This is a genomic window from Acinetobacter sp. YH12058, from assembly GCF_013419805.1.
GTDB classification, from domain to species: domain Bacteria; phylum Pseudomonadota; class Gammaproteobacteria; order Pseudomonadales; family Moraxellaceae; genus Acinetobacter; species Acinetobacter towneri.
In genome coordinates, this window is sequence record NZ_VOZL01000004.1 from 1 (window position 1) to 23,329 (window position 23,329).

18 protein-coding genes, 1 tRNA gene and 1 pseudogene are annotated in these 23,329 nt (G+C 40.9%); 6 read left to right on the forward strand and 14 right to left on the reverse strand.

Going from position 1 to position 23,329, the window contains the following annotated elements; translation table 11 throughout:
• Window positions 1–95 precede the first annotated feature (95 nt).
• Complete coding sequence (locus tag FTU09_RS03820; protein WP_180079579.1) at window positions 96–242, reverse strand: hypothetical protein; 147 nt, start codon at window positions 240–242, stop codon at window positions 96–98.
• 96 nt (window positions 243–338) lie between these two features.
• On the opposite strand from FTU09_RS03820, the pseudogene FTU09_RS03825 reads away from it, so the two are divergent.
• Both FTU09_RS03825 and FTU09_RS03830 read left to right on the forward strand, forming a co-directional pair.
• A pseudogene (locus FTU09_RS03825) lies at window positions 339–863 on the forward strand (CatB-related O-acetyltransferase); the annotation flags it as partial.
• A gap of 189 nt (window positions 864–1,052) precedes the next feature.
• On the forward strand, window positions 1,053–1,493 hold the full coding sequence (locus FTU09_RS03830; RefSeq protein ID WP_004972175.1) for a universal stress protein: 441 nt from the start codon (window positions 1,053–1,055) through the stop codon (window positions 1,491–1,493).
• A 155-nt stretch (window positions 1,494–1,648) separates the two neighbouring features.
• Here the strand turns inward: FTU09_RS03830 and FTU09_RS03835 are convergent, their stop codons facing one another.
• From FTU09_RS03835 to FTU09_RS03845, 3 genes are all read right to left on the reverse strand, one after another.
• Window positions 1,649–1,984, reverse strand: a complete 336-nt coding sequence (locus FTU09_RS03835; RefSeq protein ID WP_004972177.1) for an MGMT family protein — start codon at window positions 1,982–1,984, stop codon at window positions 1,649–1,651.
• Between the two features lie 84 nt (window positions 1,985–2,068).
• Complete coding sequence (locus tag FTU09_RS03840; RefSeq protein WP_104853154.1) at window positions 2,069–2,974, reverse strand: neutral zinc metallopeptidase; 906 nt, start codon at window positions 2,972–2,974, stop codon at window positions 2,069–2,071.
• Between the two features lie 34 nt (window positions 2,975–3,008).
• Window positions 3,009–3,935, reverse strand: coding sequence for a DUF808 domain-containing protein (locus FTU09_RS03845; RefSeq protein WP_167845849.1), 927 nt, complete (start codon window positions 3,933–3,935; stop codon window positions 3,009–3,011).
• Window positions 3,936–4,141: 206 nt separating this feature from the next.
• Between FTU09_RS03845 and trpS the strand changes: the two genes are divergently transcribed.
• Window positions 4,142–5,155, forward strand: a complete 1,014-nt coding sequence (gene trpS, locus FTU09_RS03850; protein ID WP_004972183.1) for a tryptophan--tRNA ligase — start codon at window positions 4,142–4,144, stop codon at window positions 5,153–5,155.
• Window positions 5,156–5,746: 591 nt separating this feature from the next.
• Here the strand turns inward: trpS and sucD are convergent.
• The 9 genes from sucD to sdhC form a co-directional block, all read right to left on the reverse strand.
• Window positions 5,747–6,640: a succinate--CoA ligase subunit alpha gene (sucD, locus tag FTU09_RS03855; protein ID WP_136144279.1), complete on the reverse strand. Its 894-nt coding sequence runs from the start codon at window positions 6,638–6,640 to the stop codon at window positions 5,747–5,749.
• A gap of 11 nt (window positions 6,641–6,651) precedes the next feature.
• Window positions 6,652–7,818, reverse strand: a complete 1,167-nt coding sequence (gene sucC, locus FTU09_RS03860) for an ADP-forming succinate--CoA ligase subunit beta (protein ID WP_070153939.1) — start codon at window positions 7,816–7,818, stop codon at window positions 6,652–6,654.
• 174 nt (window positions 7,819–7,992) lie between these two features.
• Window positions 7,993–9,426, reverse strand: coding sequence for a dihydrolipoyl dehydrogenase (lpdA, locus tag FTU09_RS03865; protein WP_004972188.1), 1,434 nt, complete (start codon window positions 9,424–9,426; stop codon window positions 7,993–7,995).
• Between the two features lie 60 nt (window positions 9,427–9,486).
• Window positions 9,487–10,701, reverse strand: a complete 1,215-nt coding sequence (gene odhB / locus FTU09_RS03870; RefSeq protein ID WP_004972191.1) for a 2-oxoglutarate dehydrogenase complex dihydrolipoyllysine-residue succinyltransferase — start codon at window positions 10,699–10,701, stop codon at window positions 9,487–9,489.
• A 16-nt stretch (window positions 10,702–10,717) separates the two neighbouring features.
• On the reverse strand, window positions 10,718–13,540 hold the full coding sequence (locus tag FTU09_RS03875; protein ID WP_178866163.1) for a 2-oxoglutarate dehydrogenase E1 component: 2,823 nt from the start codon (window positions 13,538–13,540) through the stop codon (window positions 10,718–10,720).
• Between the two features lie 883 nt (window positions 13,541–14,423).
• Window positions 14,424–15,134, reverse strand: a complete 711-nt coding sequence (locus FTU09_RS03880; protein WP_004972196.1) for a succinate dehydrogenase iron-sulfur subunit — start codon at window positions 15,132–15,134, stop codon at window positions 14,424–14,426.
• A gap of 14 nt (window positions 15,135–15,148) precedes the next feature.
• Window positions 15,149–17,047, reverse strand: a complete 1,899-nt coding sequence (locus tag FTU09_RS03885; RefSeq protein ID WP_004972199.1) for an FAD-binding protein — start codon at window positions 17,045–17,047, stop codon at window positions 15,149–15,151.
• Window positions 17,048–17,059: 12 nt separating this feature from the next.
• Entirely contained in the window at window positions 17,060–17,425 is a 366-nt protein-coding gene (sdhD, locus tag FTU09_RS03890; protein WP_004972200.1) for a succinate dehydrogenase, hydrophobic membrane anchor protein, read from the reverse strand.
• Window positions 17,425–17,823, reverse strand: a complete 399-nt coding sequence (gene sdhC / locus FTU09_RS03895) for a succinate dehydrogenase, cytochrome b556 subunit (RefSeq protein WP_026438062.1) — start codon at window positions 17,821–17,823, stop codon at window positions 17,425–17,427. Before sdhC ends, sdhD begins: the two co-directional genes overlap by 1 nt.
• A gap of 1,156 nt (window positions 17,824–18,979) precedes the next feature.
• Here sdhC and gltA point away from each other — a divergent pair.
• From gltA to FTU09_RS03910, 3 genes are all read left to right on the forward strand, one after another.
• On the forward strand, window positions 18,980–20,254 hold the full coding sequence (gene gltA, locus FTU09_RS03900; RefSeq protein WP_004972202.1) for a citrate synthase: 1,275 nt from the start codon (window positions 18,980–18,982) through the stop codon (window positions 20,252–20,254).
• 195 nt (window positions 20,255–20,449) lie between these two features.
• A complete protein-coding gene (locus tag FTU09_RS03905) occupies window positions 20,450–20,965 on the forward strand; it encodes a hypothetical protein (protein ID WP_004972203.1) in 516 nt (171 codons plus the stop codon).
• 355 nt (window positions 20,966–21,320) lie between these two features.
• Window positions 21,321–22,946, forward strand: a complete 1,626-nt coding sequence (locus tag FTU09_RS03910) for an NAD+ synthase (protein ID WP_180079581.1) — start codon at window positions 21,321–21,323, stop codon at window positions 22,944–22,946.
• Window positions 22,947–23,089: 143 nt separating this feature from the next.
• Here the strand turns inward: FTU09_RS03910 and FTU09_RS03915 are convergent.
• Window positions 23,090–23,166 (reverse strand) — tRNA-Met (locus FTU09_RS03915).
• Between the last annotated feature and the right edge of the window lie 163 nt (window positions 23,167–23,329).

The window sequence follows — 23,329 nt, forward strand, 5'->3', positions numbered from 1 at the left end:
ATCAACAATACAAAAAATTTCTGTAAAATCGTACATGGTAGTTAGAGCCTTTGGGTTGTGTCGTAACTTTCTAAATGGCTCTAACTACCTTTTTTTCAAGGGCTTTTCTTATCCGTAATTCGGGTTATATAAGTATCTTTGCCAGCTTCTAATGATTCATGTAGTGCATTACTCTCTTCATTTAAAGCTTTATAACTTTTCAAAATTATTAATTTTGCTTTTGAATTAAAATATTCTTTCATTTTTCTATATTTCTATATTTCTATATTTCTATATTTCTATATTTCTATATTTCTTTTAAGTATAGTTTAAAAATCCATAAACACAAGTAATGTTTAGCCTATTGGGATCAGGGTTTTGAACGTTGTGTGGTGCGTTATTTACATGACAAACCTGCAACAGCAGAAAAACCTATTGATCAGCTCTTTATTGGCAATTTTGTCTGTTTTGGTGCGGAATGCGTGATTATGATGGGTGGCAATCAATTGCATCGCAGTGACTGGGTTTCGGCTTTTCCGTTTGATACTCGCAGTTTTGTTGCGGCAGGTGATACCACAATTGGCGATGGCTGCTGGATTGGCAGTCGCGCCATGATTATGCAAGGTGTTGAACTAGGCGAAGGTGCAATTGTGGCGACAGGTGCAGTGGTTACGCAAGATGTACCGCCTTACGCTATTGTGGCAGGTGTGCCTGCCAAAGTAATTAAATACCGCTTTAGTGAAACAGAGATTGCTCAACTTTTGGCGCTAAAACTGTATGATTTTGATGAAAAATATTTACTGAAAATCCGCGAACAATTGCAGAGTAATGATGTCAATCAACTGATCGATTTTTTGACAAACACGCAAACAAAAAATGACTAAAACTTTAGTTGAATTGAAAGCACAGCTTCATAATTTCATGCTAAATTAAGGTGAAATAAGGACTTACAGCACTCAATTATCTTTATGAAATTACTGGGTTTTATTCTATATGAATTCAGCGTAAGATAAGACAGGACTCAGAGCGAATATTTTATTAAAGTATTGAAATTACAATAAGGAGAAACACTCATGGCTTACCAAAACATCCTCGTACCAGTGGACGGTTCTGAAACTTCTTTTGCCGCTGTTGCAAAAGCTGCTGAACTTGCAAAAGCATTTGGTAGTAAAATCACTGTGGTACAAGTACTTACACTTGACCCGTATATTGCTGCAGAATACATCACTGCAAACCAAACCAATGACTTGATTGAACGCGCTCGCGCTTCTATCGTAAAAACTTTAGAAGAAGCAAAGCAAAAATTCACTGAACAAGGTGTTGAAGCTGAAACTAAACTACTTGAAGGTCAAGTAATTGCACGCGAAATTACCAATGCTGCAAAAGACTTAAATGCTGACCTTATCGTGATTGGTTCACATGGCCGCACTGGCTTGAAAAAATTATTCTTAGGTAGCGTTGCGCAAAGCATCCTAAGTGAAGGTACAACACCTGTATTGGTTGTACGTCAATAAGATTGCGTGTTCCTCATTTCTACGGAAGTGAGGAACTTCCCCTCTCATTTAGATTTCTTTGTTTGTTCTAAAATTTTTATTTGCAGCACTCTATTCAGCAAATTTTCTCAGTATCACCATATCTCAATATTAAACGCTCGATTTAGCAGCTCAGTTTAATTCTGCCATTGGTATTGTTTTAAATTCACCTTTTCTGCAATTACCACAATCCCTTCTTCCTGTAATTTTAAAGTTTGTATATTTTCTCCTTGGGCGTTTAGTTTGCTTAGGCTAATTTTTCCTTGCGCATTAATCACCCGATGCCACGGCACAGTATGTTCTGCCGATAAATGCCTGAGGACATAACCGACCAAACGTGCATGTTTGGGCAGACCCGCTAGGCGTGCCACTTGCCCATAGGTCGCAACCTGACCTGCTGGAATCAAACACACCACGTTCAAAATCATGTGTGCTAATTCATCACTCGGTTTACGGCTTAACGTTGTTTGCATCTATCCACTCGCATTCATTTAGCCTATAAAAAAGGAGCGACTGGCAGCACTCCTTTTGTTTATAAAACTTGATTTTTAAGTCAGTTAAATTGCGGCATTGAATGTATCACAATCACTGATCAAGCCTGATTTTAAGCCAGTCTGGAACCATTGTACGCGCTGTGCACTGGTACCATGCGTAAAGCTATCAGGCACGACTTGCCCACGTGCACGTTTTTGTAAATAGTCATCGCCAATTTTATGTGCCGCATCCATCGCTTCTTCAATATCACCTTGTTCGAGGAATTGAGTACGTTGATGGTTATGATGCGCCCACACTCCCGATAAACAGTCCGCTTGTAATTCCTGACGTACCGAAAGCTGATTACCCTGTACTTCGCTGACTTGCTGACGTGCTTTATGCACTTGTTCTGAAATCCCTAAAATGGTCTGAATATGATGCCCAACTTCATGCGCCACCACATAGGCTTGAGCAAAATCGCCCGCCTGATCATTTCGGCTTAATTCAGTCTGATTTTGTTCACCACCAATGCCCATTTGCTGACGCATGGCTTGGAAGAATGAAGTATCAATATATACTTTTTGATCGGCAGGACAATAAAATGGCCCCATTGCCGATTGTGCCGTACCACAGCCAGAATTGACCACACCTGTAAATAACACCAGTTTAGGTGGTATATATTGGCTATTTAACTGCTGCTGAAACACTTGTGACCACGTATCTTCTGTATCGGCCAAAACAGTGCCCACAAACTCCATCGCCTCTTGTTGTTCAGGAGTTGGATTATCTAAACCTTTAGTTTCAGCACTTTGCGCATGTGAGGTGACTTGCTTGGTCGCTTGATAAGCCGATTGCGGATCGATGCCAAAGAACTTCCATGCAACAAAGGCCACCACTAAGCCCAAAATACTGATACCGCCCGCTTTTGCTCCACCGCCACCACGGCGGTCTTCTACATTCGTGCTAACTCGACGACCTTTCCAACGCATTATTCTTATCCTTCTCTTAAACTCTGATAATAGATTAAGCCGATTTAGACTTTGACCACACTTTTTGAACAAGTGCGACCACAATCACCACCAAGATGCCTGCCAAAATACCCACGACAAGGTTCATCAACATTGGCGTGAGTGAACCTACAATACTGCCCATCGTTGGGATATCTTGTACATACTCTACCGTATCTTCTGTGAAATGGTGCACAAAAGGAATAGCATGATTGATAATTCCTCCACCAACCAAGAACATCGCTGCAGTACCCACCACAGATAAAGTCTTCATTAAAATTGGAGCAAATGCCAGTAAACCACTCCCAATACGTTGTTTAAAATTGGCAGCTTGTTCTGTGAGGTATAAACCAATGTCATCAATTTTGACAATTAACGCAACGAACCCATAGACACCCACCGTCATGGCAATCGCAATTAAACTTAATACTGTCACTTTGGTTAGAAAGCCTGCCGCAGCCACAGTCCCCAAAGAAATCACCACAATTTCCGCCGATAAAATAAAGTCAGTACGCACAGCACCTTTAATTTTTTCGGTTTCATAAGCCGCAAGGTCTTGCTCAGTTTGAATTAGCTCAAGTTGCGCTTCTTTAGCCGTTTGGGCTTTTTTGTGTTGTAAGGTGTGCATGATTTTTTCCACACCTTCATAACTTAAAAATAGACCACCAACCACCAATAAAGGATTGATTAACCACGGCGCAACGACACTAATTAATAACGCGAGCGGTACTAAAATTAGCTTATTGATGAATGAACCTTTAGCCACACGCCATACCACAGGCAACTCACGCTCTGCACGTACACCACTGACTTGCTGCGCATTCAACGCCAAATCATCGCCCAAAACCCCTGCGGTTTTTTTTGCAGCCATTTTGCTCATAACTGCCACATCATCTAAAACTGTTGCAATGTCATCTAATAAAAGTAATAAGCTGCTCGCCATTGCGTTGTTATCCTTATATGATTTTCAAGTTATTTTAAAACTGAATTTATATAGGGTCTGTATTTACTTCATTAATTTTTACAGCAAAATTTTTTACAGTAAATTCTATTCAACTCACTTAAGGAAGTGACATTGAAAAATGTTATGCCTTACAATGTAGCAATTCATCGGTACATAGATGTCGTAGATACGACTTGGAATAAAAAATGAGTAATCAAGATAATCGTCCTGTGATTTTGACAGGCGATCGTCCAACTGGACAACTACATTTAGGTCACTTTGTGGGTTCTTTACGTTCACGTGTAGGTTTACAAGACTCACATCATCAACACCTGTTACTTGCCGATGCTCAAGCCTTAACTGACAATGCCGATAACTTTGAAAAAGTCCGTCGTAATATTATTGAGGTAGCAACCGATTATTTAGCGGTGGGGATTGATCCAACAAAAACCACCATTTGCGTGCAATCTTGCCTGCCTGCATTAAACGAACTCACCATGTTGTATTTAAACTTCGTGACTGTGGCACGTTTGGAGCGTAACCCAACCATTAAATCTGAAATTCAGATGCGTGGTTTTGAGCGTGATATTCCTGCAGGTTTCCTGTGCTACCCTGTAGCTCAAGCAGCCGATATTACTGCATTTAAAGCAACGGTCGTTCCTGTAGGTGAAGACCAAATTCCAATGATTGAACAGACCAATGAAATTGTGCGTCGGGTGAATCGTCAAATTGGTCATGACTTGCTACCTGAATGTCAGGCATTGTTGTCAAATGTCGGACGTTTACCTGGTTTTGATGGTAAAGCGAAAATGTCAAAATCACTGGGCAATACCATTGTGTTAGATGCCACAGACAAAGACATTAAAAAAGCTGTCAATGCAATGTACACCGACCCAAATCACCTGCGTATCGAAGACCCAGGTCAGGTTGAAGGCAACGTAGTATTTACTTATTTAGATGCCTTCGATACCAACAAAGAAGAACTTGAAGAACTGAAAGCGCATTATCGTCGTGGTGGTTTGGGCGATGGTACGGTGAAAAAGCGTTTGGAAGGCATTCTAAAAGAATTGATTGGGCCGATCCGTGAACGTCGTATCGAACTTGCTAAAGATCCTGACTACATTATGGATATTTTGAAAACAGGCACCGACAAATGCCGTGATATTACCCAGCAAACTTTAGATGAAGTGAAAGCTGGCTTGGGTGTATTCCGCTTCTAAGCATTTTGTAGATACAAATATTTTAAAGCCTCTTATTCACATGAATAAGAGACTTTTTATTTGAGTGAAAAATCAACACAAGCTGACTCGACTCACAAAAAACACTTATTACTTACGTGATTTAACATCACGTAACCTGAATACTGCGGAATAGTATTCATTCTCAGTTTAGTATACTTACATGCTTTAGGAGCAATCCTAATTTCATAACATTTCTCCGTTATCGAAGCTGTGAAAGCAGATTCGTTTTTCATACGCAATGATCACCCCAATCATTGCGTATTTTTTTTATTTGAATCAGCTGTTTATACAGCTTGTACAACAATAAAAATAATTTCCCGAGATGCAAAAACTACTTGAACGGCTTTGTCGCACAAAGATTTCATAACTATATGATTTAAAAGTTTTGATTATTTTTTGATACAAAATTAAATTTATTTAAATCAGATGCTTACATATTTATGCAACAAAGCAATACCAAATTAACTCTTATCATATACTTTATCTCTCAAATGTGGCTAATTTTTCAACATAAAAAATCCCCAAAATTGGGGATTGAGTACTGAATAAAATCAAGATCTTCAAAATTTGTTATTTAAGCAAACCTTGATCTTTTAATACTTGCCACATGGTAGAACCCAATTCAGCAGGGCTACGCGTATAAGCAATTCCAGCACGCTCAAAGGCTGCAAATTTTTCTTCCGCAGTGCCTTTACCGCCTGAAATAATTGCACCCGCATGTCCCATACGCTTACCTTTAGGTGCTGTCACTCCTGCAATATAACCCACCACAGGTTTGCTAACATTCGACTGGATATATTCCGCAGCTTCTTCTTCTGCCGTACCACCAATTTCACCAATCATAACAATCGCATCGGTGTCTGGGTCGTCTTGGAACAATTTTAAAGCATCAATTTGGTTCATACCTGGAATTGGGTCACCACCAATCCCGATACAGGTCGATTGCCCTAAGCCTAATTTGGTGGTTTGTGCCACAGCTTCATAGGTCAAAGTACCTGAACGTGAAATAATGCCAATTCGTCCTGGTTGATGAATATGCCCTGGCATGATGCCAATTTTACATTCACCTGGTGTAATCACACCTGGGCAGTTTGGTCCCACCAAACGTGTACCATTGCCATTGGTTTCTAAATAACGCTTGGCTTTGAGCATGTCGATGGTTGGCACACCTTCCGTAATCACCACAATCAAACCTACTCCAGAATCGACTGCTTCTACAATCGAATCTAAAACAAACGGTGCAGGCACATAAATCACCGATGCATCTGCACCTGTTTCACGTACAGCTTCTTTCATGGTGTTAAATACAGGTAATTCCAAATGGGTTTGACCACCTTTTCCTGGCGTTACCCCACCCACCACTTTAGTTCCATAATCAAGTGCTTGTGCTGAGTGAAAAGTACCATTTTTACCAGTGAAACCTTGTACCAATACTTTGGTGTCTTTATTAATTAATACGCTCATCCTGATTCTCCTTAAGCTTTCACTGCAGCAACAATTTTTTCTGCGGCATCAGACAAGCCGTTTGCAGAAATAAGTTTTAATCCTGATTCATCGAGTAATTTTGCACCAAGTTCCGAGTTGTTCCCTTCTAGGCGAACCACTACAGGTACTGTCACATTTACTTCCTGAACCGCTGCAATAATTGCTTCCGCAATCATGTCACAACGTACAATTCCACCAAAAATATTAATCAGTACGCCTTTAACCGAGTGATCTGCCAAAATAATTTTAAAGGCTTCAATTACGCGTTCTTTGGTTGCACCACCACCTACATCCAAGAAGTTCGCAGGCTGACCACCATAGAGTTTAATAATATCCATAGTTGCCATTGCTAAACCTGCACCATTCACCATACAACCGATATTGCCTTCTAAAGCAACATAGTTCAGGTCAAATTCTGATGCACGCAATTCACGTTCATTTTCTTGTGTTTTATCGCGCAGTGCCAAGACTTCAGGCAAACGATACAGCGCATTGGAATCAATACCGACTTTGGCATCGACACATAAAATGTCGCCATTTTCACGTACAGACAATGGGTTAATTTCAAATAAGGCAAAATCATTGTCGATAAATGCCTGATAAGCCGCTGTCATAATCTTCACAAACTGCGTGATTTGACTGTCTTTGAGTTTTAATGCAAAAGCCACTTCACGTGCCTGAAATGGCAATAAACCCACTAAAGGATCAACTTCTACTTTAATAATTTTTTCTGGGGTTTCTTCTGCCACTTTCTCAATTTCAACACCACCTTCAGTAGATGCCATAAAAGTGACGCGACGGCTAGAACGATCTACCACTGCACCCAAATACAGTTCACGCTCTACAGGATAAACATCTTCAGCCACTAAAATACTGTTTACAGGCTGACCATAGGCATCGGTTTGATAGGTGACCAAACGTGTTCCAAGAATTTGGTTGGCATAGTCTGCTGCTTCTTGTGCAGATTTTACGACCTTCACGCCGCCCGCTTTACCGCGACCACCTGCATGCACCTGAGCTTTCATCACTGCAAATTTACCGCCCAGTTGCTCGAAAGCTTGCACGGCTTCTACGGCTGTAGTTGCCAAAATGCCTTCTTGTACTGGCATACCATATTTTTTTAATAGCGCTTTTGCTTGATACTCATGTAGATTCATTGACTAACCTTTTACTACTTCTTTTATTCAGTTATCACCACCAATATCAAACCTGCGTTTTAATATTGCTTTCCTTGTGTGGTGTTTTTCCTATGCTCTTTACTTTTAGATGATTATTCCCATAAATACAACCATCAAATGCAAAAAGAGCGGCCTAAGCCGCTCTTTTTAGTGTTATTTGCGTTTACGCTGAATCGCGTGAATCGCACGCCCATCTACAGCTAAAGCGGCTTCATGCACCACTTCAGAGAAGGTTGGGTGACCAAATGTCATTAATTGTAAATCTTCAACTGAAGATACAAACTCAAGTGCAATCATACCTTGGTGAACGATGTCAGACGCAGCAGGTCCAATCACGTGCATACCCAATAAACGATCTGTTTTTGCATCTGCAACAAACTTCACGAAACCAGCACCTTCGCCTGCAGCTAAAGCACGACCATTTACCGCGAAACCGAATTGACCAGTTTTCACTTCGTGGCCTTTTTCTTTCGCTTGCTCTTCAGTTAAACCAACCCACGCCGCTTCAGGGTGTGTGTAGATTACTGAAATGATTGTGTCGTAGTTAACTTGTGCAGCATGACCGTGAATACGCTCAACTGCCATTACGCCTTCTTCCATTGCTTTGTGTGCAAGCATTGGACCACGTACTAAGTCACCAATTGCATATACACCTTCAACAGAAGTTGCACACCAATCGTTTACTTCAACCAAACCACGTTCAGTCAGTTTAATACCGCAGTCATCTGCCAATAAACCTTCAGCATAAGCACGACGACCTACACAAACGATCAATTTATCGAAAGTTTGTTCTTTGTCTTCGCCGCCTTGGGTATATTTAACAGTCACTTCACGACCATTAACTTCAGTACCTGAAACTTTCGCACCGATACGGATATCCATACCTTGCTTGGTCAATAGTTTTTGGTAGTCTTTTGCCAAAGCTTTGTCAGCCATTGGTAAGAATGCATCCATTGCTTCAAATACAACAACTTCTGCACCTAGACGACGCCATACTGAACCAAGTTCAAGACCAATTACGCCTGCACCAATCACACCTAAACGCTTAGGCACTTCTGGGAATTCTAATGCACCAGTAGAATCAACAATAATGTCTTGATCTACAGGAGCAACAGGAATATTTACAGGAACTGAACCAGTCGCAAGAATCACATACTTAGGCTCTAAAACTTGAGTTTCGCCTTCATGAGAAACGAACTCTACTTTTTTACCTGCAAGCAATTTACCCGTACCTTTTAACCACTCAACACCGTTACCTTTTAATAACTGATCAATACCGCCAGTTAATTGGTCAACGATTTTGTCTTTACGTGCTAATAGCTTCGCAAGGTCAAACTGTACTTCACCTGTAGTGATACCATGATCAGCCAAGTGATGAACCGTATCTTCATAACGATGTGAAGAATCGAGTAATGCTTTAGATGGGATACAACCCACGTTTAAGCATGTACCACCCAAAGATGGTTTACCTTTGTGAATACGTTTTTCGATACACGCAACTTTAAAGCCAAGTTGAGCCGCACGAATTGCCGCTTCATAACCACCTGGGCCACCACCAATAACAACAAGATCAAATTGTTGAGACATTTTTATCTCCAAAAATGGGCTTAGAGGATCGCTCCAAGCCCACTGATTTATTCTTTAGAATTAAAGGTCAAGGATGAGTTTAGCTGGCTCTTCTAACAATTCTTTGATTGTTACAAGGAAACCTACAGCTTCTTTACCATCAATTAAACGGTGGTCATAAGAAAGCGCTAAGTACATCATTGGCAAGATTTCAACTTGACCATTTACCGCCATAGGACGCTCTTGGATTTTGTGCATGCCCAAAATTGCAGTTTGTGGCGTGTTTAGAATTGGTGTAGATAACAATGAACCGAAAGTACCACCGTTAGTAATGGTGAATGTACCGCCAGTCATATCTTCAATACCTAGCTTACCGTCACGTGCTTTATAAGCATAGTCACGAATACCGTTTTCTACTTCAGCGTAGTTCATGCGGTCTGTATCACGTAATACAGGAACCACTAAACCACGGTCAGAAGAAACCGCAACACCGATGTCGTAGTAACCGTGATATACGATGTCTTCGCCATCAATAGAAGCGTTTACTGCTGGGTAACGTTTCAATGCTTCAGTTGCAGCTTTCACGAAGAAAGACATAAAGCCTAAACGTGCACCATGACGTTTTTCAAATGCGTCTTTGTATTGTGCACGCATTTCCATGATTGGCTTCATGTTCACTTCGTTGAATGTTGTCAACATTGCAGTTTCTTGAGTCGCTGCAAGTAAACGCTCTGCAACACGCTTACGTAAACGTGTCATAGGAACACGTTTCTCGATACGCTCACCTACCGCAACGCTTAATGGCGCAGCTGCAGCAGCAGGTTTAGCTTGATGATTTGCAACATCTTCTTTAGTGATACGACCACCACGACCTGTACCAGAAACGTCTGCAGCATTGATACCTGTTTCAGTCAACGCTTTACGTACTGCTGGTGCTTGGTCAGCAACTGGTTGTGCACGCTCAACAACTGGTGCAGCACCTGCTTCAGTTTTCGCCGCAGCTTGCTCTACTTGTGCTTCAGACTGAACTGCTTGAGTTTGAGCAGCGCCAGAAACAGCACCCGCTTCAAATTGAGCAATTACTTCGTCAGAAAGAACTGTATCGCCTTCGTTTTTGATGATTGCAGAGATTGTGCCATCAGCAGGAGCGACTACTTCCAAAACAACTTTATCGGTTTCAATATCACAGATCACCTCATCACGTGAAACTGCTTCACCTGGTTGTTTGTGCCAAGTTGCAATCGTACCGTCTGCAACTGACTCTGGAAATACCGGTGCTTTAATTTCGGTTGCCATTACTTCGAATCTCCTGTTATTCAGCTACGATCGCAAGCGCGTCATTGATGAGCTGAGCTTGTTGTTTTGCATGCAAATATGGTGAACCACACGCTGGTGCTGCAGATGCTTCACGACCCGCATAACTAATGCGAATCTGTTTACCAGTTTTCATTACGTCATCATATAAACGTGGCGCGATGAATAACCAAGCACCTTGGTTCTTCGGCTCTTCTTGAGTCCAAACTAATTCTTTTACGTTTGGATAAGAAGCAAGAACTTCAGCAAGACGTTGTTCTGGATATGGGTACAACTGTTCAATACGAACAATTGCAGTATTGTTCAATTCTAATTCACGACGCTTTTCAAGCAAGTCGTAATACACTTTACCACCACACAATACCAAACGCGTCACGTCTGATTTGTTGATGTTGTCAATTTCATCAATCACAGTCTGGAATGTACCAGTTGCAAGCTCATCAAGGTTAGACACTGCTAACTTGTGACGAAGTAAAGACTTCGGCGACATGATGATCATTGGCTTACGGATTGGACGAATCGCCTGACGACGTAAAGCGTGGAAAATCTGTGCAGGTGTTGTTGGTGTCATCACTTGCATGTTTTCTTCCGCACAAAGCTGTAAGAAACGCTCTAAACGTGCAGATGAGTGCTCAGGACCTTGACCTTCAAAACCGTGTGGAAGAAGCATCGTTAAACCACATACACGCTCCCATTTGGTTTCGCCAGATGAGATGAACTGGTCAATCACCACTTGAGCACAGTTTGCGAAGTCACCAAATTGTGCTTCCCAAATGATCAAGCTCTTTGGAAGTGTCGTTGCATAACCATATTCGAATGCCAATACTGCCATTTCAGACAATAAAGAGTCGTAGATTGCAACACGTGGTTGGTTCTCTTTGATATGGCATAACGGAATATAAGTTTTACCATCGACTTGGTTGTGCAATTTCGCATGACGGTGTGAGAAAGTACCACGACCTACGTCTTCACCAGTCAAACGAACTAAATAGCCTTCATCCAACAAAGTTGCATAAGCTAAAGTTTCAGCTGCACCCCAGTTCAGTGGCATTTCACCTGTTTGCATTTTCAAGCGATCGTCAATCACTTTGGCAACTTGGCGCTGCATCACGAAACCTTCTGGAAGTTTACGCATGGTTTGACCAAGTTCTTTCAAACGCTCAACAGGGAAAGTCGTATCCCAAACGTCTGTATAATCGTGACCTAAGTACGGAGACCAATCTACAAACATTTTGGTATTTGGCTCAAGTACCAACGCATTCGCAACGTGATTACCCGCTTCTAAATCAGAACGGTAGTCTTCAACCATTTGATCTGCCGCAGCACGATCCAACACACCTTCTTGCACCAATTGGTCAGCATATAAAGTACGTGTTGTAGTCTTTTTGTTGATCACTTGATACATCATTGGCTGAGTTGCTGCTGGCTCGTCAGCTTCATTGTGACCACGACGACGGTAGCAGAACAAATCAATCACAACGTCTTTACGGAATGTATGACGGAAATCGTGTGCCAATTGAGATACAAAAATCACCGCTTCAGGATCATCGCCATTCACGTGGAAAATTGGCGCCTGAATCATTTTTGCAATGTCAGTACAGTATTCAGTAGAACGTGCGTCACGTGGGTCAGATGTTGTGAAACCAACTTGGTTGTTAATCACAATGTGAACTGTACCACCTACGGTATAACCGCGAGTTTGTGACATTTGGAAGGTTTCTTGGTTAACACCTTGACCTGCAAATGCGGCATCACCGTGAACGATTAATGGCAATACATCATCACCACCAATGTCTTTACGACGTACTTGGCGCGCACGTACAGAACCTTCAACCACAGGTCCAACAATTTCTAAGTGCGATGGGTTAAACGCAAGTGCCAAGTGCACTTCACCACCCGGAGTCATCACGTTAGATGAGAAACCTTGGTGATATTTTACGTCGCCAGAACCTTTTTTATGCAAGCTCTTACCTTCAAACTCACCAAATAGGTCTGCTGGGTTTTTACCCATGATATTCACAAGCAGGTTCAAACGACCACGGTGTGGCATGCCAATCACGACTTCTTTACAGCCAACAGCACCCGCACGTTGAATGATTTCATTCACCATAGGGATAAATGATTCACCGCCTTCTACACCAAAGCGTTTCGCACCAACGTATTTATTACCTAGATATTTTTCTAGACCCTCAGCTGCTGTTAAGCGTTCAAGAACGTGTTTCTTTTGATCTGCAGTAAATGTGAACTTACCACGTGCGCTTTCTAAGCGTTGTTGAATCCAGCGTCTTTCTTTGGTATCAACAATGTGCATGTATTCTGCACCAATTGAACCGCAGTAGATCGCCTGCATGGCATCAACCATTTCGCCTAGTGTTGCTTCAGACTTACCAATTTCCAAATTACCTGTATGGAAAACAGTATCTAAATCAGACTTGGTTAAACCATGTGCAGCAAGATCAAGATCTGGCACGTCTTCACGTTTTGCCAAACCTAGTGGATCTAATTTTGCTTTTTGGTGACCACGGTTACGGTAAGCAGCAATCAGTTGCAACACGCCAATTTGACGTTGTTCATGTTCAGAACTCACTGAACCTTGAACAATGGCTTGAACGCGATTTGAATTACGACCTAATAAAAGGAATTGCTCACGTACATTACTGTGTGGTTGATCACCCTTCGGGAATTTATCGAAATATTCGCGCCAATCAGCACCGACTGATTCCGGTGACGTCAAATAATGCTCGTAAAGTTCTTCAATATACGCTGCACTATCAGCGGAAAGTTCAGTGTCAAGACGCAGTGCGTCAGCAACTTCTTGCATTTGTGGACCCATTTCCTATTGCAAAAACATTTTCCAGGATGCTTTTTAAGCAAAACCCATGATTGATAATGTCAAATTGGTAACATGACATTAGTCCCCAGTTGACATATGTCATGAGGCGTTATCACTACATTAGGAAAACCCAATGTCATTTATGAATCATAACGCCCTCATTGGCATCATCACTCATTTATATACTCGACCCAAGCCGAGCAATTTTTTGCAAAATCGTTTTAGAAAAAATAAGTGCTCAGTCTTAGCTTTTCTAATACGACTTTTCTGCAATAGTCCTGATTTAATAACACATCATTTGCACTTAAAATGTTGATAAAATGTACAAAAATTCAACATTTTTCAGATATAGTCATTTGTTAATCGTAACATGATCTCAGAAATGCAATTGATTTTTTTGACACATACCTCCTATAAATTGGCGAAATACACTAATTCTATTTTCATCTAACATATGGTGCTTTATTTAAAAAACAGATGCAATTTAGACCAAAGTCCAACACCGCTATTTCAGATAAAATAAAAGAGAGCACATCTCTCAATCTGCCCTCTCACTTACACGTTACATGATAACATCTAAAAATAAATATTGCAGCTAAACTTGGCATTTGCCCATGCTTTACAACAAAATAGCAGCACTGGATTACAATTGTGTGCAACTTTAGTCGGCTGAATGCTGTTTTTGTCTATTTATCCAACAGTTATACCTAAAAAATATCAAATACTCACTTTTTAATCACTTCTTTGCATACAACATTTTTCATTTACGTACTCATCAAAAACAAGCAACTTATCACACGACTTTTATCGTAATTTTGGCACAAAAAAAAGCACACCTAGGTGTGCTTTTCTCAACTGATCACGCAGTCTATTAGCCAGCCATATCTAAAAGCATGTTACGGATGTGACCGATTGCTTTAGTTGGGTTCAAGCCTTTAGGACATACAGATACACAGTTCATAATACCTTTACAACGGAACAAAGAGAATGGATCGTCAAGACGAGCCAAACGCTCTTGAGTTGCAGTATCACGCGAATCGATAATGAAACGATATGCATTCAACAACGCTGAAGGACCCAAGAACTTGTCTGGGTTCCACCAGAATGATGGGCATGAAGTTGAACAACATGCACAAAGAATACATTCATACAAACCATCAAGATGCTCACGCTCTTCTTGAGATTGTAAACGCTCTTTTGGTGGCGCAGGTTGGTTGTTGATCAAGAACGGATGAATCTTGTTATACTGATCGTAGAACTGATTCATGTCTACAACCAAGTCTTTAATTACAGGAAGACCTGGAAGCGGACGAATTGTGATCACTTCTGGTAAATCGTTTAGGTTCCAAAGACACGCTAAACCATTTTTACCATTGATGTTTACACCATCAGAACCACAAATACCTTCACGACATGAACGACGGAATGTCAAAGATTCGTCTTGTACTTTCAATTCAAGAAGTGCATCAAGCAACATACGGTGCTTATCAGTCAATTCAAGCTTAAAAGTTTGCATGTACGGTGCTTTATCCTTATCAGGATCGTAGCGGTAGATATTAAATGTACGAGTACCTCTACTCATCTTACTTCTCCCAATTAGAATGTACGTGGTTTAGGTGGAATAGCAGCTACAGTAAGCGGCTTGTAACGTACTGGTTTGTACTCAAGACGGTTATCTGTAGAGAACCATAAAGTATGCTTCATCCACTCATCATCACGACGACCATAAGAATAAGTTGGGTGATCTGGTGGTAACTCAAAGTCTACAACCGTATGCGCACCACGACATTCTTTACGTGCAGCAGCTGAGATTAGTGTCGCTTTAGCAACTTCATACAAGTTTTCAACTTCTAATGCTTCTACACGTGCAGTGTTGAATACTTTAGATTTGTCTTTCAAATGAATGTTGCGAACACGTGGCTCAAGCGCAAGAATTTGTTTCACACCTTCATCAAGCAATGCTGAAGTACGGAATACACCTGCGTGGTCTTGAACGATGTTACGAATTGCATCAGCAACTTCTTGAGCGTTTTCACCTGAAGTCGATTCGTCAAGTTTACGAATACGGTTCACAGTATTTTCAAGTACAGTTGTTGGAAGTGGTTCGTACTCACCATCATGTTGCTTAGTCACATACTCAATGATGTGTTGACCAGCAGCCTTACCAAATACAACCAAGTCAAGCAATGAGTTTGTACCTAAACGGTTTGCACCGTGTACAGATACACATGAACACTCACCAATTGCATAGAAACCTTTTACTGGTTTAGCAAAGTCACGGTCACCCGCGTTGGTTGTATATGTATCAGTTTCTGCGTTGTAGTTCGCAACCAACTCTTGAGTTTCACGGCTTTCTGGAACAACCACTTGACCATGAATATTGGTTGGAATACCACCCATTTGGTAATGGATTGTAGGCACAACAGGAATTGGCTCTTTAGTACAGTCAACGTTCGCGAATTTCTTACCAATCTCAAATACAGATGGAAGACGCTTCATGATTGTGTCTGCACCTAAGTGCGTCATATCAAGCAAGATGTAGTCTTTGTTTGGACCACAACCACGACCTTCTTTAATTTCTTGGTCCATAGAACGTGATACGAAGTCACGTGGCGCCAAGTCTTTCAAAGTTGGTGCATAACGCTCCATGAACGGTTCGCCTGAATCGTTACGAAGGATACCACCCTCACCACGACAGCCTTCCGTTAACAATACGCCCGCGCCCGCAACACCTGTTGGGTGGAACTGCCAGAATTCCATATCTTGTAATGGAATACCTGCACGCGCAGCCATACCAAGACCGTCACCAGTGTTGATATATGCGTTTGTAGATGCACGGTACACACGACCTGCACCACCTGTAGCAAACAATGTCGCTTTCGCTTGGAATACTGCGATTTTACCTGTTTCTTGGTCAATTGCAGTCACACCTAGTACATCGCCAGCTTCGTTACGGATCAAATCAAGAGCAATCCATTCTACGAAGAATTGAGTACCCATTTTCACGTTGCTTTGATAAAGCGTGTGAAGAAGTGCGTGACCTGTACGGTCAGCTGCAGCACATGCACGTGGAACCGCTTTTTCACCGTAGTTTGCAGAGTGACCACCGAATGGACGTTGGTAAATTGTACCGTCTGCGTTACGGTCAAATGGCATACCCAAGTGTTCTAATTCATAAACCACTTGTGGCGCTTCGCGCGTCATAAATTCAATCGCGTCTTGGTCGCCCAACCAGTCAGAACCTTTTACTGTGTCGTAAAAGTGGTAGTGCCAGTTATCTTCTTGCATGTTACCAAGAGATGCACCAATACCACCCTGCGCTGCAACAGTGTGTGAACGTGTAGGGAATACTTTGGTCAATACCGCAACTTTCAAACCTGCTTGAGCAAGTTGGTAAGATGCACGCATACCTGAACCACCACCACCAACGATGACTGCGTCAAAGAATTGGTGTGGAATATTTGTATAATCTTCTTTAGGGTTAATCGCGCCCATGATATTTTCCTATCAATTCGCCCAGAAAATCTGGATTGCCCAGATTGCGTATGCAAAAACAGCAATAATCACTGCTGAAGTCAGCACTAGGCGTAAACCTGAAGCTGAAGGACCCATTTGACGAGTAGTCACATAGTCAGTGAATACTTGCCACATACCGATCCAAGCATGTGCAACAAGAGATAAGACTGCCAATAAAGACATAATCTTCATTGGTAATGTCATCATAAAGCCGTACCACTGTTCAAAGTTGAATCCACCGTTAAGAAGAATCCAACCAAATACCACAACGGTATAAACAGCAAGAACAACAGCACTAATACGTTGGATAAACCAATCGCGAGAACCTGAACCCGTTAAACCTGTAGCACTTTTCATTAGATTACAATCCATACAAATGCTGCAACGATACCGATAGCAGACAAGATCAATGAAATAGTAGCTGCAATGCGACCACTTTGCAGTTCTTCTGCAAAACCAAGGTCAGCAAGTAAGTGCTTAACACCAGCAATGAAGTGATAGATTAAGCCGGCTACAAATACCCATACGATAAAGCGCACGAAGAAACCGTTAAAAATTTCTTGAACTTGAGCAAAACCTTCAGGTGAAGACAAAGACTTGTCTAACAACCATAAAAGTACCGGTACGAGTAAAAATACGATGACACCAGAAAGACGGTGTAGAATTGATGCAATAGCCACGGGCGATTTTAAGTTTACTTCTAAAACTTGACCCATGGACAAATTGACAGGTCTGTTGCTTTTCACAGCGGGCATCCTGTAAGTAAAAACTCCATCCGGAGTTTGTTGGAATAAATTCGAAGGAAAGCTGGCATTGTTAGGCAAATTCATGCCTAACCTTAAAACGACACTGAATTATAAAACGTCAACTGTTAAAATACAAACAACTCTACTCGGCTTTTTGGCTAAAAATCCTTTAAATAAGAATCATTAACAAGTATAAAAGTAAACCACTCGCCATCAATAGCCACACAAGAAAACATAAAACCTTGTTTTTAAATCAATTATTAAAATAAAAATTCCTAGAAGCGCAATAAACAGCTTTAGAATATTTAGACTAAAGATAAATTTGTACTTTGATTTTCTGATGTTCTTTGGATTTTCACATACTTATATATAAGTATGTAGCGCTATATATGTATGCACTCTACTTCGTTGCAGCAATTTACAACCACAACACAAGACTCTTAGACCCAGACAGCCCATCACTTTGCTTTGGTCAAGGTACACCTGATCATGGATTAAACTTTAATGTCGGCACATACCTCAATCTATTTATACAACTTATATTTACTTTAAACACCACACCTGAATAAATATTAAAAATGACAATCATCATGCGAATGAATGACTTATCCAGTATTTTCTGTATCTGTATGGGCACAAAACCACACTTTATTCACAAAGATTTCGTCATTTTTTAATCAAAATATGATGGGTTATGGCTATTTTCAGGAGTTTAATCAGTCATTTTTTGATCAATCAATATCGAATTTAAATACCAGACTTACTGCCTATTACAACCAATCTGACCACCCTACCGTGTATGTAAAAACGTGTAAGTTATGAGAATTAGATAAATTTAAGTATTGGACTGAATCCTGCTAAAGAAATAGCACATCAAAACCAGTATTTAAAATTGCTTACAATTAATCCGTATTGATGATTTTTTTCTGCACATCCGACAAATTTTGACTTATGATACGGCGGCTGTGCTGTGATTTTATTGATTTTTTTACTGGAATTTTTTCGACTTTTTCTATAAATAGTCGTCTGCTTAATCCATAAGTATAATTGACAAAATTTCAGTACTCTCTAATCTTAGAGCTAATTTTTAATCCGTCTGACTTGCGCATTAAAAGATTGATACTTCGAGTCAGATCAACATTCACCAGGACAGGAGATCTATTGAATGTCTGAAGCAACTGGCAAAAAAGCCGTATTACAGCTTGATGGAAAAGAAATTGAATTACCAATTTACAGCGGCACATTAGGCCCAGATGTAATTGACGTTAAGGATGTGTTGGCGGCAGGTCACTTTACTTTTGATCCTGGTTTTATGGCAACAGCGTCTTGCGAGTCTAAAATTACGTTCATTGATGGTAACAAAGGTATTCTTTTACACCGTGGTTACCCAATTGACCAATTAGCGACTAAAGCTGACTACTTAGAAACTTGCTACTTATTATTAAATGGTGAGCTTCCAACTGCAGAACAAAAAGCTGATTTTGACGCTAAAGTTCGCAACCACACTATGGTTCACGACCAAGTAAAACGTTTCTATAACGGTTTCCGTCGTGACGCTCACCCTATGGCAATCATGGTAGGTGTTGTTGGTGCGTTATCTGCGTTCTATCACAACAACTTAGACATCGAAGATGTTAACCACCGTGAAATCACAGCGATTCGTTTAATCGCGAAGATTCCTACTTTAGCGGCTTGGAGCTACAAGTACACTGTTGGTCAACCATTTGTTTACCCACGTAACGACTTAAGCTACGCAGAAAACTTCTTGTACATGATGTTTGCTACACCAGCAGACCGTGATTACAAAGTAAACCCTGTTCACGCTCGCGCAATGGATCGTATCTTCACGCTTCACGCTGACCACGAACAAAACGCGTCTACTTCAACTGTACGTTTAGCAGGTTCTACCGGCGCTAACCCATACGCATGTATCTCTGCAGGTATTTCTGCACTTTGGGGTCCTGCTCACGGTGGTGCGAACGAAGCTGTTCTTAAGATGCTTGATGAAATCGGCTCTGTAGAACACGTTGCTGAGTTCATGGAAAAAGTGAAGACTAAAGAAGTTAAACTTATGGGCTTTGGTCACCGCGTTTATAAAAACCATGACCCACGTGCGACTGTAATGAAGCAAACTTGTGACGAAGTACTTAACGACTTAGGTATCAACGATCCACAACTTGCACTTGCAATGGAACTTGAGCGTATTGCGTTATCTGATGAATACTTCATCAAGCGTAACTTATACCCTAACGTAGACTTCTACTCAGGTATCATCCTTAAAGCGATTGGTATCCCAACAGAAATGTTTACTGTAATTTTCGCACTTGCACGTACAGTTGGTTGGATCAGCCACTGGTTAGAAATGCACAGCGGTCCTTACAAAATCGGTCGTCCTCGTCAGCTTTACACTGGCCACACTCAACGCGACATCAACCGTTAATTCGGTCTGCGTTGTAGCGTGTAAAACGACACGACAAAAAAACCACCTTCGGGTGGTTTTTTATTGCTTTTATTTAGCCGATAAAACTCGTTACTGCTTTACTTATTCCAAACAACCACCAAGCCACAAAATAAAATTTAGATCATTGCAGATTTAGGCTATATTTTTGATGTCAGCTACTTACAACTCATTTCTATGCTACAACTGCATTTATTCATTCTCAGCTTATTGATGCGACTGCTCAAACTAGATCAGTTTAGATGTCGAAGCCTAACTGCAATGGAAATACAGTTGTGCCAATCTGTGTTTGGCAATCTGATTGACTACAGCCAAGTCAAAGTCATGAACCATCCTTATTTGCCTTGGCAGCCACAGCACATTTTTATGGCCCCCTGTGGCTATATTCATGTGCGTAATCGGCATTATCTAGCCGACTACAGCCAAGCACACCGTGGCTATCAAGCGATCTTTATTCATGAGATGGCGCACATTTTACAGCATCAACATCACATCAATGTCTTACTGCGTGGTGCGGTATTGCAAACCGCGTATTTTTTGAGTTTTAAGCGTTACAATCCATATCATTATCGCTTAATTGAAGCGAAACCTTTTTTTGCTTACAACATTGAGCAACAAGGTGAAATTGCCAAAGATATTTTTCTTAAAAAAATAGACAATATTATTTTAAACAGCCCGCACCGCTCGACTTAGCTCACTCATCTTGGTACATGCTTATTTCACGAAAAACACATGCATCATACAACCTAAAAATATAATGCTTTTCAAATAAATAGCATAAAAATTCTGTCACATTTCAATGATATTCTTGCAGACAAGACAATAAAGTGTATTCGATGCTAGCATCTATTCTAAATTAAGATAAAATAGCAAAAGTCTCCATTTTTGCACTGCAAAATAAGATCTTTATCTGTTAGATAATAAATGGTTTTTATTTGTGCCTTTCGGCAGTCGTTTAATCCACAATACACTACGCTGAAATTTTTATAACAATAATCATCAGCCACTTACGTGTATTCTACACCTATAGGAATAGGACTTAATTTAAATGAAATCTTTTAAAATTGCCCTTGCACAGTTCTCTCCACACATTGGCAATCTCGAAGCAAACGCGCAAAAAATGCTTGAACAAGTAAATGAAGCGAAAAAACAACATGCAGATTTGATTATTTTTCCTGAACTTTCAATTTTGGGCTACCCTGCAGAAGATTTATTACTGCGCCCAAGCTTGAATCAACGCACACAACAAGCATTTGAACAATTACGTGAAATTAAAGATATTGTTTTAGTTTTCGGCTTTGTCAATGAAACTGAAGATAGTCAGCGCTTTAACTCGGCTGCCGTCATGAAAGATGGCAACATCTTAGGTATTTACAACAAGCAAAATTTACCAAATTATGCTGTATTTGATGAAAAACGCTATTTTGATGAAGGTCATCAACACTTAGTTTTTGAATACCTTGGTCATAAATTTGGCGTTTTGATTTGCGAAGATTTATGGTCTTTGCCAACCGTGCAGCAATTGGCACAGTTGAATGTAGAAACTGCATTGGTCTTGAACGCATCGCCTTATGAAGTGGGTAAACCGCAGCATCGTGTACAGACCATGACCGAACTGGCAAAACAATTACATCTCAATGTGGTGTATGTAAACCAAGTTGGCGGTCAAGATGATTTAATCTTCGATGGTACGAGCTTTGTGATTAACCAAGCAGGCAATGTTGCATTACAAGCCCCAACCTACCAAGAAGGTTTATTCTACGCAGAATATGACGCTGCACAGAAGCACTTTAAAACTGCCGAAATTAGCCCAGCTTTAGACACCCTTGCAGAAATCTATCAAGGTTTAGTGCTCGCAACCCGTGACTACGTGCAACGCTCTGGCTTCCCTGGTGTAATTCTTGGCTTGTCGGGCGGAATTGATTCAGCGCTCACTCTTGCTATTGCGGTTGATGCAATTGGTGCAGATAAGGTACAAGCGGTAATGATGCCGTACACTTATACCGCGCAAATTAGTGTGGAAGATGCTGCAGAGCAAGCCAAAACTTTAGGCGTGACTTTTGGTATTGCCGAAATTCATCCGATCGTAAATAGCTTTATGCAAACGCTGTATCCTTTCTTTGGTAACAGCCCTAGCGATACCACAGAAGAAAATCTACAAGCCCGTGCCCGCGGCACAATCTTAATGGGTCTGTCGAATAAGTTTGGTAACCTCGTGCTTTCTACAGGTAACAAATCTGAGTTAGCAGTTGGCTATTGCACGCTTTATGGCGATATGGTCGGTGGTTATGCGGTACTCAAAGATGTGTACAAAACCATTGTGTTTGAACTGGCTAAATACCGTAACAGTATTGCCGATACTCCTGTGATTCCTGAGCGTGTGATCACGCGCCCACCTTCAGCAGAATTACGTCCTGACCAAAAAGACCAAGATTCTTTACCACCATACGAAGTGCTCGATGCGATTTTGTATGCGTATATTGAAGAAGATCAGAGCCAAGAAGACATCATTAGCAAAGGCTTTGAACGCGCGATGGTCGAGAAAGTCATTCAATTGGTTGATCGCAACGAGTACAAGCGTCGCCAAGGTGCATTAGGACCACGTATTAGTTCACGCGCTTTTGGTCGTGAACGTCGCTATCCGCTCGTCAATGGTTGGAAAGCAGGGATTTAACGCTAAAGCATTGCTTAAACAAAGATATAAAAAACCAAGCTACGGCTTGGTTTTTTTGTACCTGCCATTAAACCAATGCTGCAAAAAGTAGCCTAAAATTTTGACATAAAAAAAGACCAAGCTGAGAGCTTAGTCTATAAAAATGGTGGCTATGACGGGACTTGAACCTGTGACCCCCGCATTATGAGTGCGGTGCTCTAACCAACTGAGCTACATAGCCATAAACTGTGTGCGCATTATCTAAACTTAGCCCTGCATCGTCAAGTATTTTAATTTACAAACGCTCACAGTTTAAGCAAAAACAGTGCAATTTGTTTAATTTTAATCAAATTACTATTTTCTTACGGAGATTCTTAAATATTTGCAGCAAAATCTATATCAAG

What these genes read in the sequence shown, in the direction of transcription:
- FTU09_RS03820 (WP_180079579.1), bottom strand. Translation starts at nt 242, where the DNA reads ATGAAAGAATATTTTAATTCAAAAGCAAAATTAATAATTTTGAAAAGT.
- FTU09_RS03830 (WP_004972175.1), top strand. Translation starts at nt 1,053, where the DNA reads ATGGCTTACCAAAACATCCTCGTACCAGTGGACGGTTCTGAAACTTCT.
- FTU09_RS03835 (WP_004972177.1), bottom strand. Translation starts at nt 1,984, where the DNA reads ATGCAAACAACGTTAAGCCGTAAACCGAGTGATGAATTAGCACACATG.
- FTU09_RS03840 (WP_104853154.1), bottom strand. Translation starts at nt 2,974, where the DNA reads ATGCGTTGGAAAGGTCGTCGAGTTAGCACGAATGTAGAAGACCGCCGT.
- FTU09_RS03845 (WP_167845849.1), bottom strand. Translation starts at nt 3,935, where the DNA reads ATGGCGAGCAGCTTATTACTTTTATTAGATGACATTGCAACAGTTTTA.
- trpS (WP_004972183.1), top strand. Translation starts at nt 4,142, where the DNA reads ATGAGTAATCAAGATAATCGTCCTGTGATTTTGACAGGCGATCGTCCA.
- sucD (WP_136144279.1), bottom strand. Translation starts at nt 6,640, where the DNA reads ATGAGCGTATTAATTAATAAAGACACCAAAGTATTGGTACAAGGTTTC.
- sucC (WP_070153939.1), bottom strand. Translation starts at nt 7,818, where the DNA reads ATGAATCTACATGAGTATCAAGCAAAAGCGCTATTAAAAAAATATGGT.
- lpdA (WP_004972188.1), bottom strand. Translation starts at nt 9,426, where the DNA reads ATGTCTCAACAATTTGATCTTGTTGTTATTGGTGGTGGCCCAGGTGGT.
- odhB (WP_004972191.1), bottom strand. Translation starts at nt 10,701, where the DNA reads ATGGCAACCGAAATTAAAGCACCGGTATTTCCAGAGTCAGTTGCAGAC.
- FTU09_RS03875 (WP_178866163.1), bottom strand. Translation starts at nt 13,540, where the DNA reads ATGCAAGAAGTTGCTGACGCACTGCGTCTTGACACTGAACTTTCCGCT.
- FTU09_RS03880 (WP_004972196.1), bottom strand. Translation starts at nt 15,134, where the DNA reads ATGAGTAGAGGTACTCGTACATTTAATATCTACCGCTACGATCCTGAT.
- FTU09_RS03885 (WP_004972199.1), bottom strand. Translation starts at nt 17,047, where the DNA reads ATGGGCGCGATTAACCCTAAAGAAGATTATACAAATATTCCACACCAA.
- sdhD (WP_004972200.1), bottom strand. Translation starts at nt 17,425, where the DNA reads ATGAAAAGTGCTACAGGTTTAACGGGTTCAGGTTCTCGCGATTGGTTT.
- sdhC (WP_026438062.1), bottom strand. Translation starts at nt 17,823, where the DNA reads ATGCCCGCTGTGAAAAGCAACAGACCTGTCAATTTGTCCATGGGTCAA.
- gltA (WP_004972202.1), top strand. Translation starts at nt 18,980, where the DNA reads ATGTCTGAAGCAACTGGCAAAAAAGCCGTATTACAGCTTGATGGAAAA.
- FTU09_RS03905 (WP_004972203.1), top strand. Translation starts at nt 20,450, where the DNA reads ATGCTACAACTGCATTTATTCATTCTCAGCTTATTGATGCGACTGCTC.
- FTU09_RS03910 (WP_180079581.1), top strand. Translation starts at nt 21,321, where the DNA reads ATGAAATCTTTTAAAATTGCCCTTGCACAGTTCTCTCCACACATTGGC.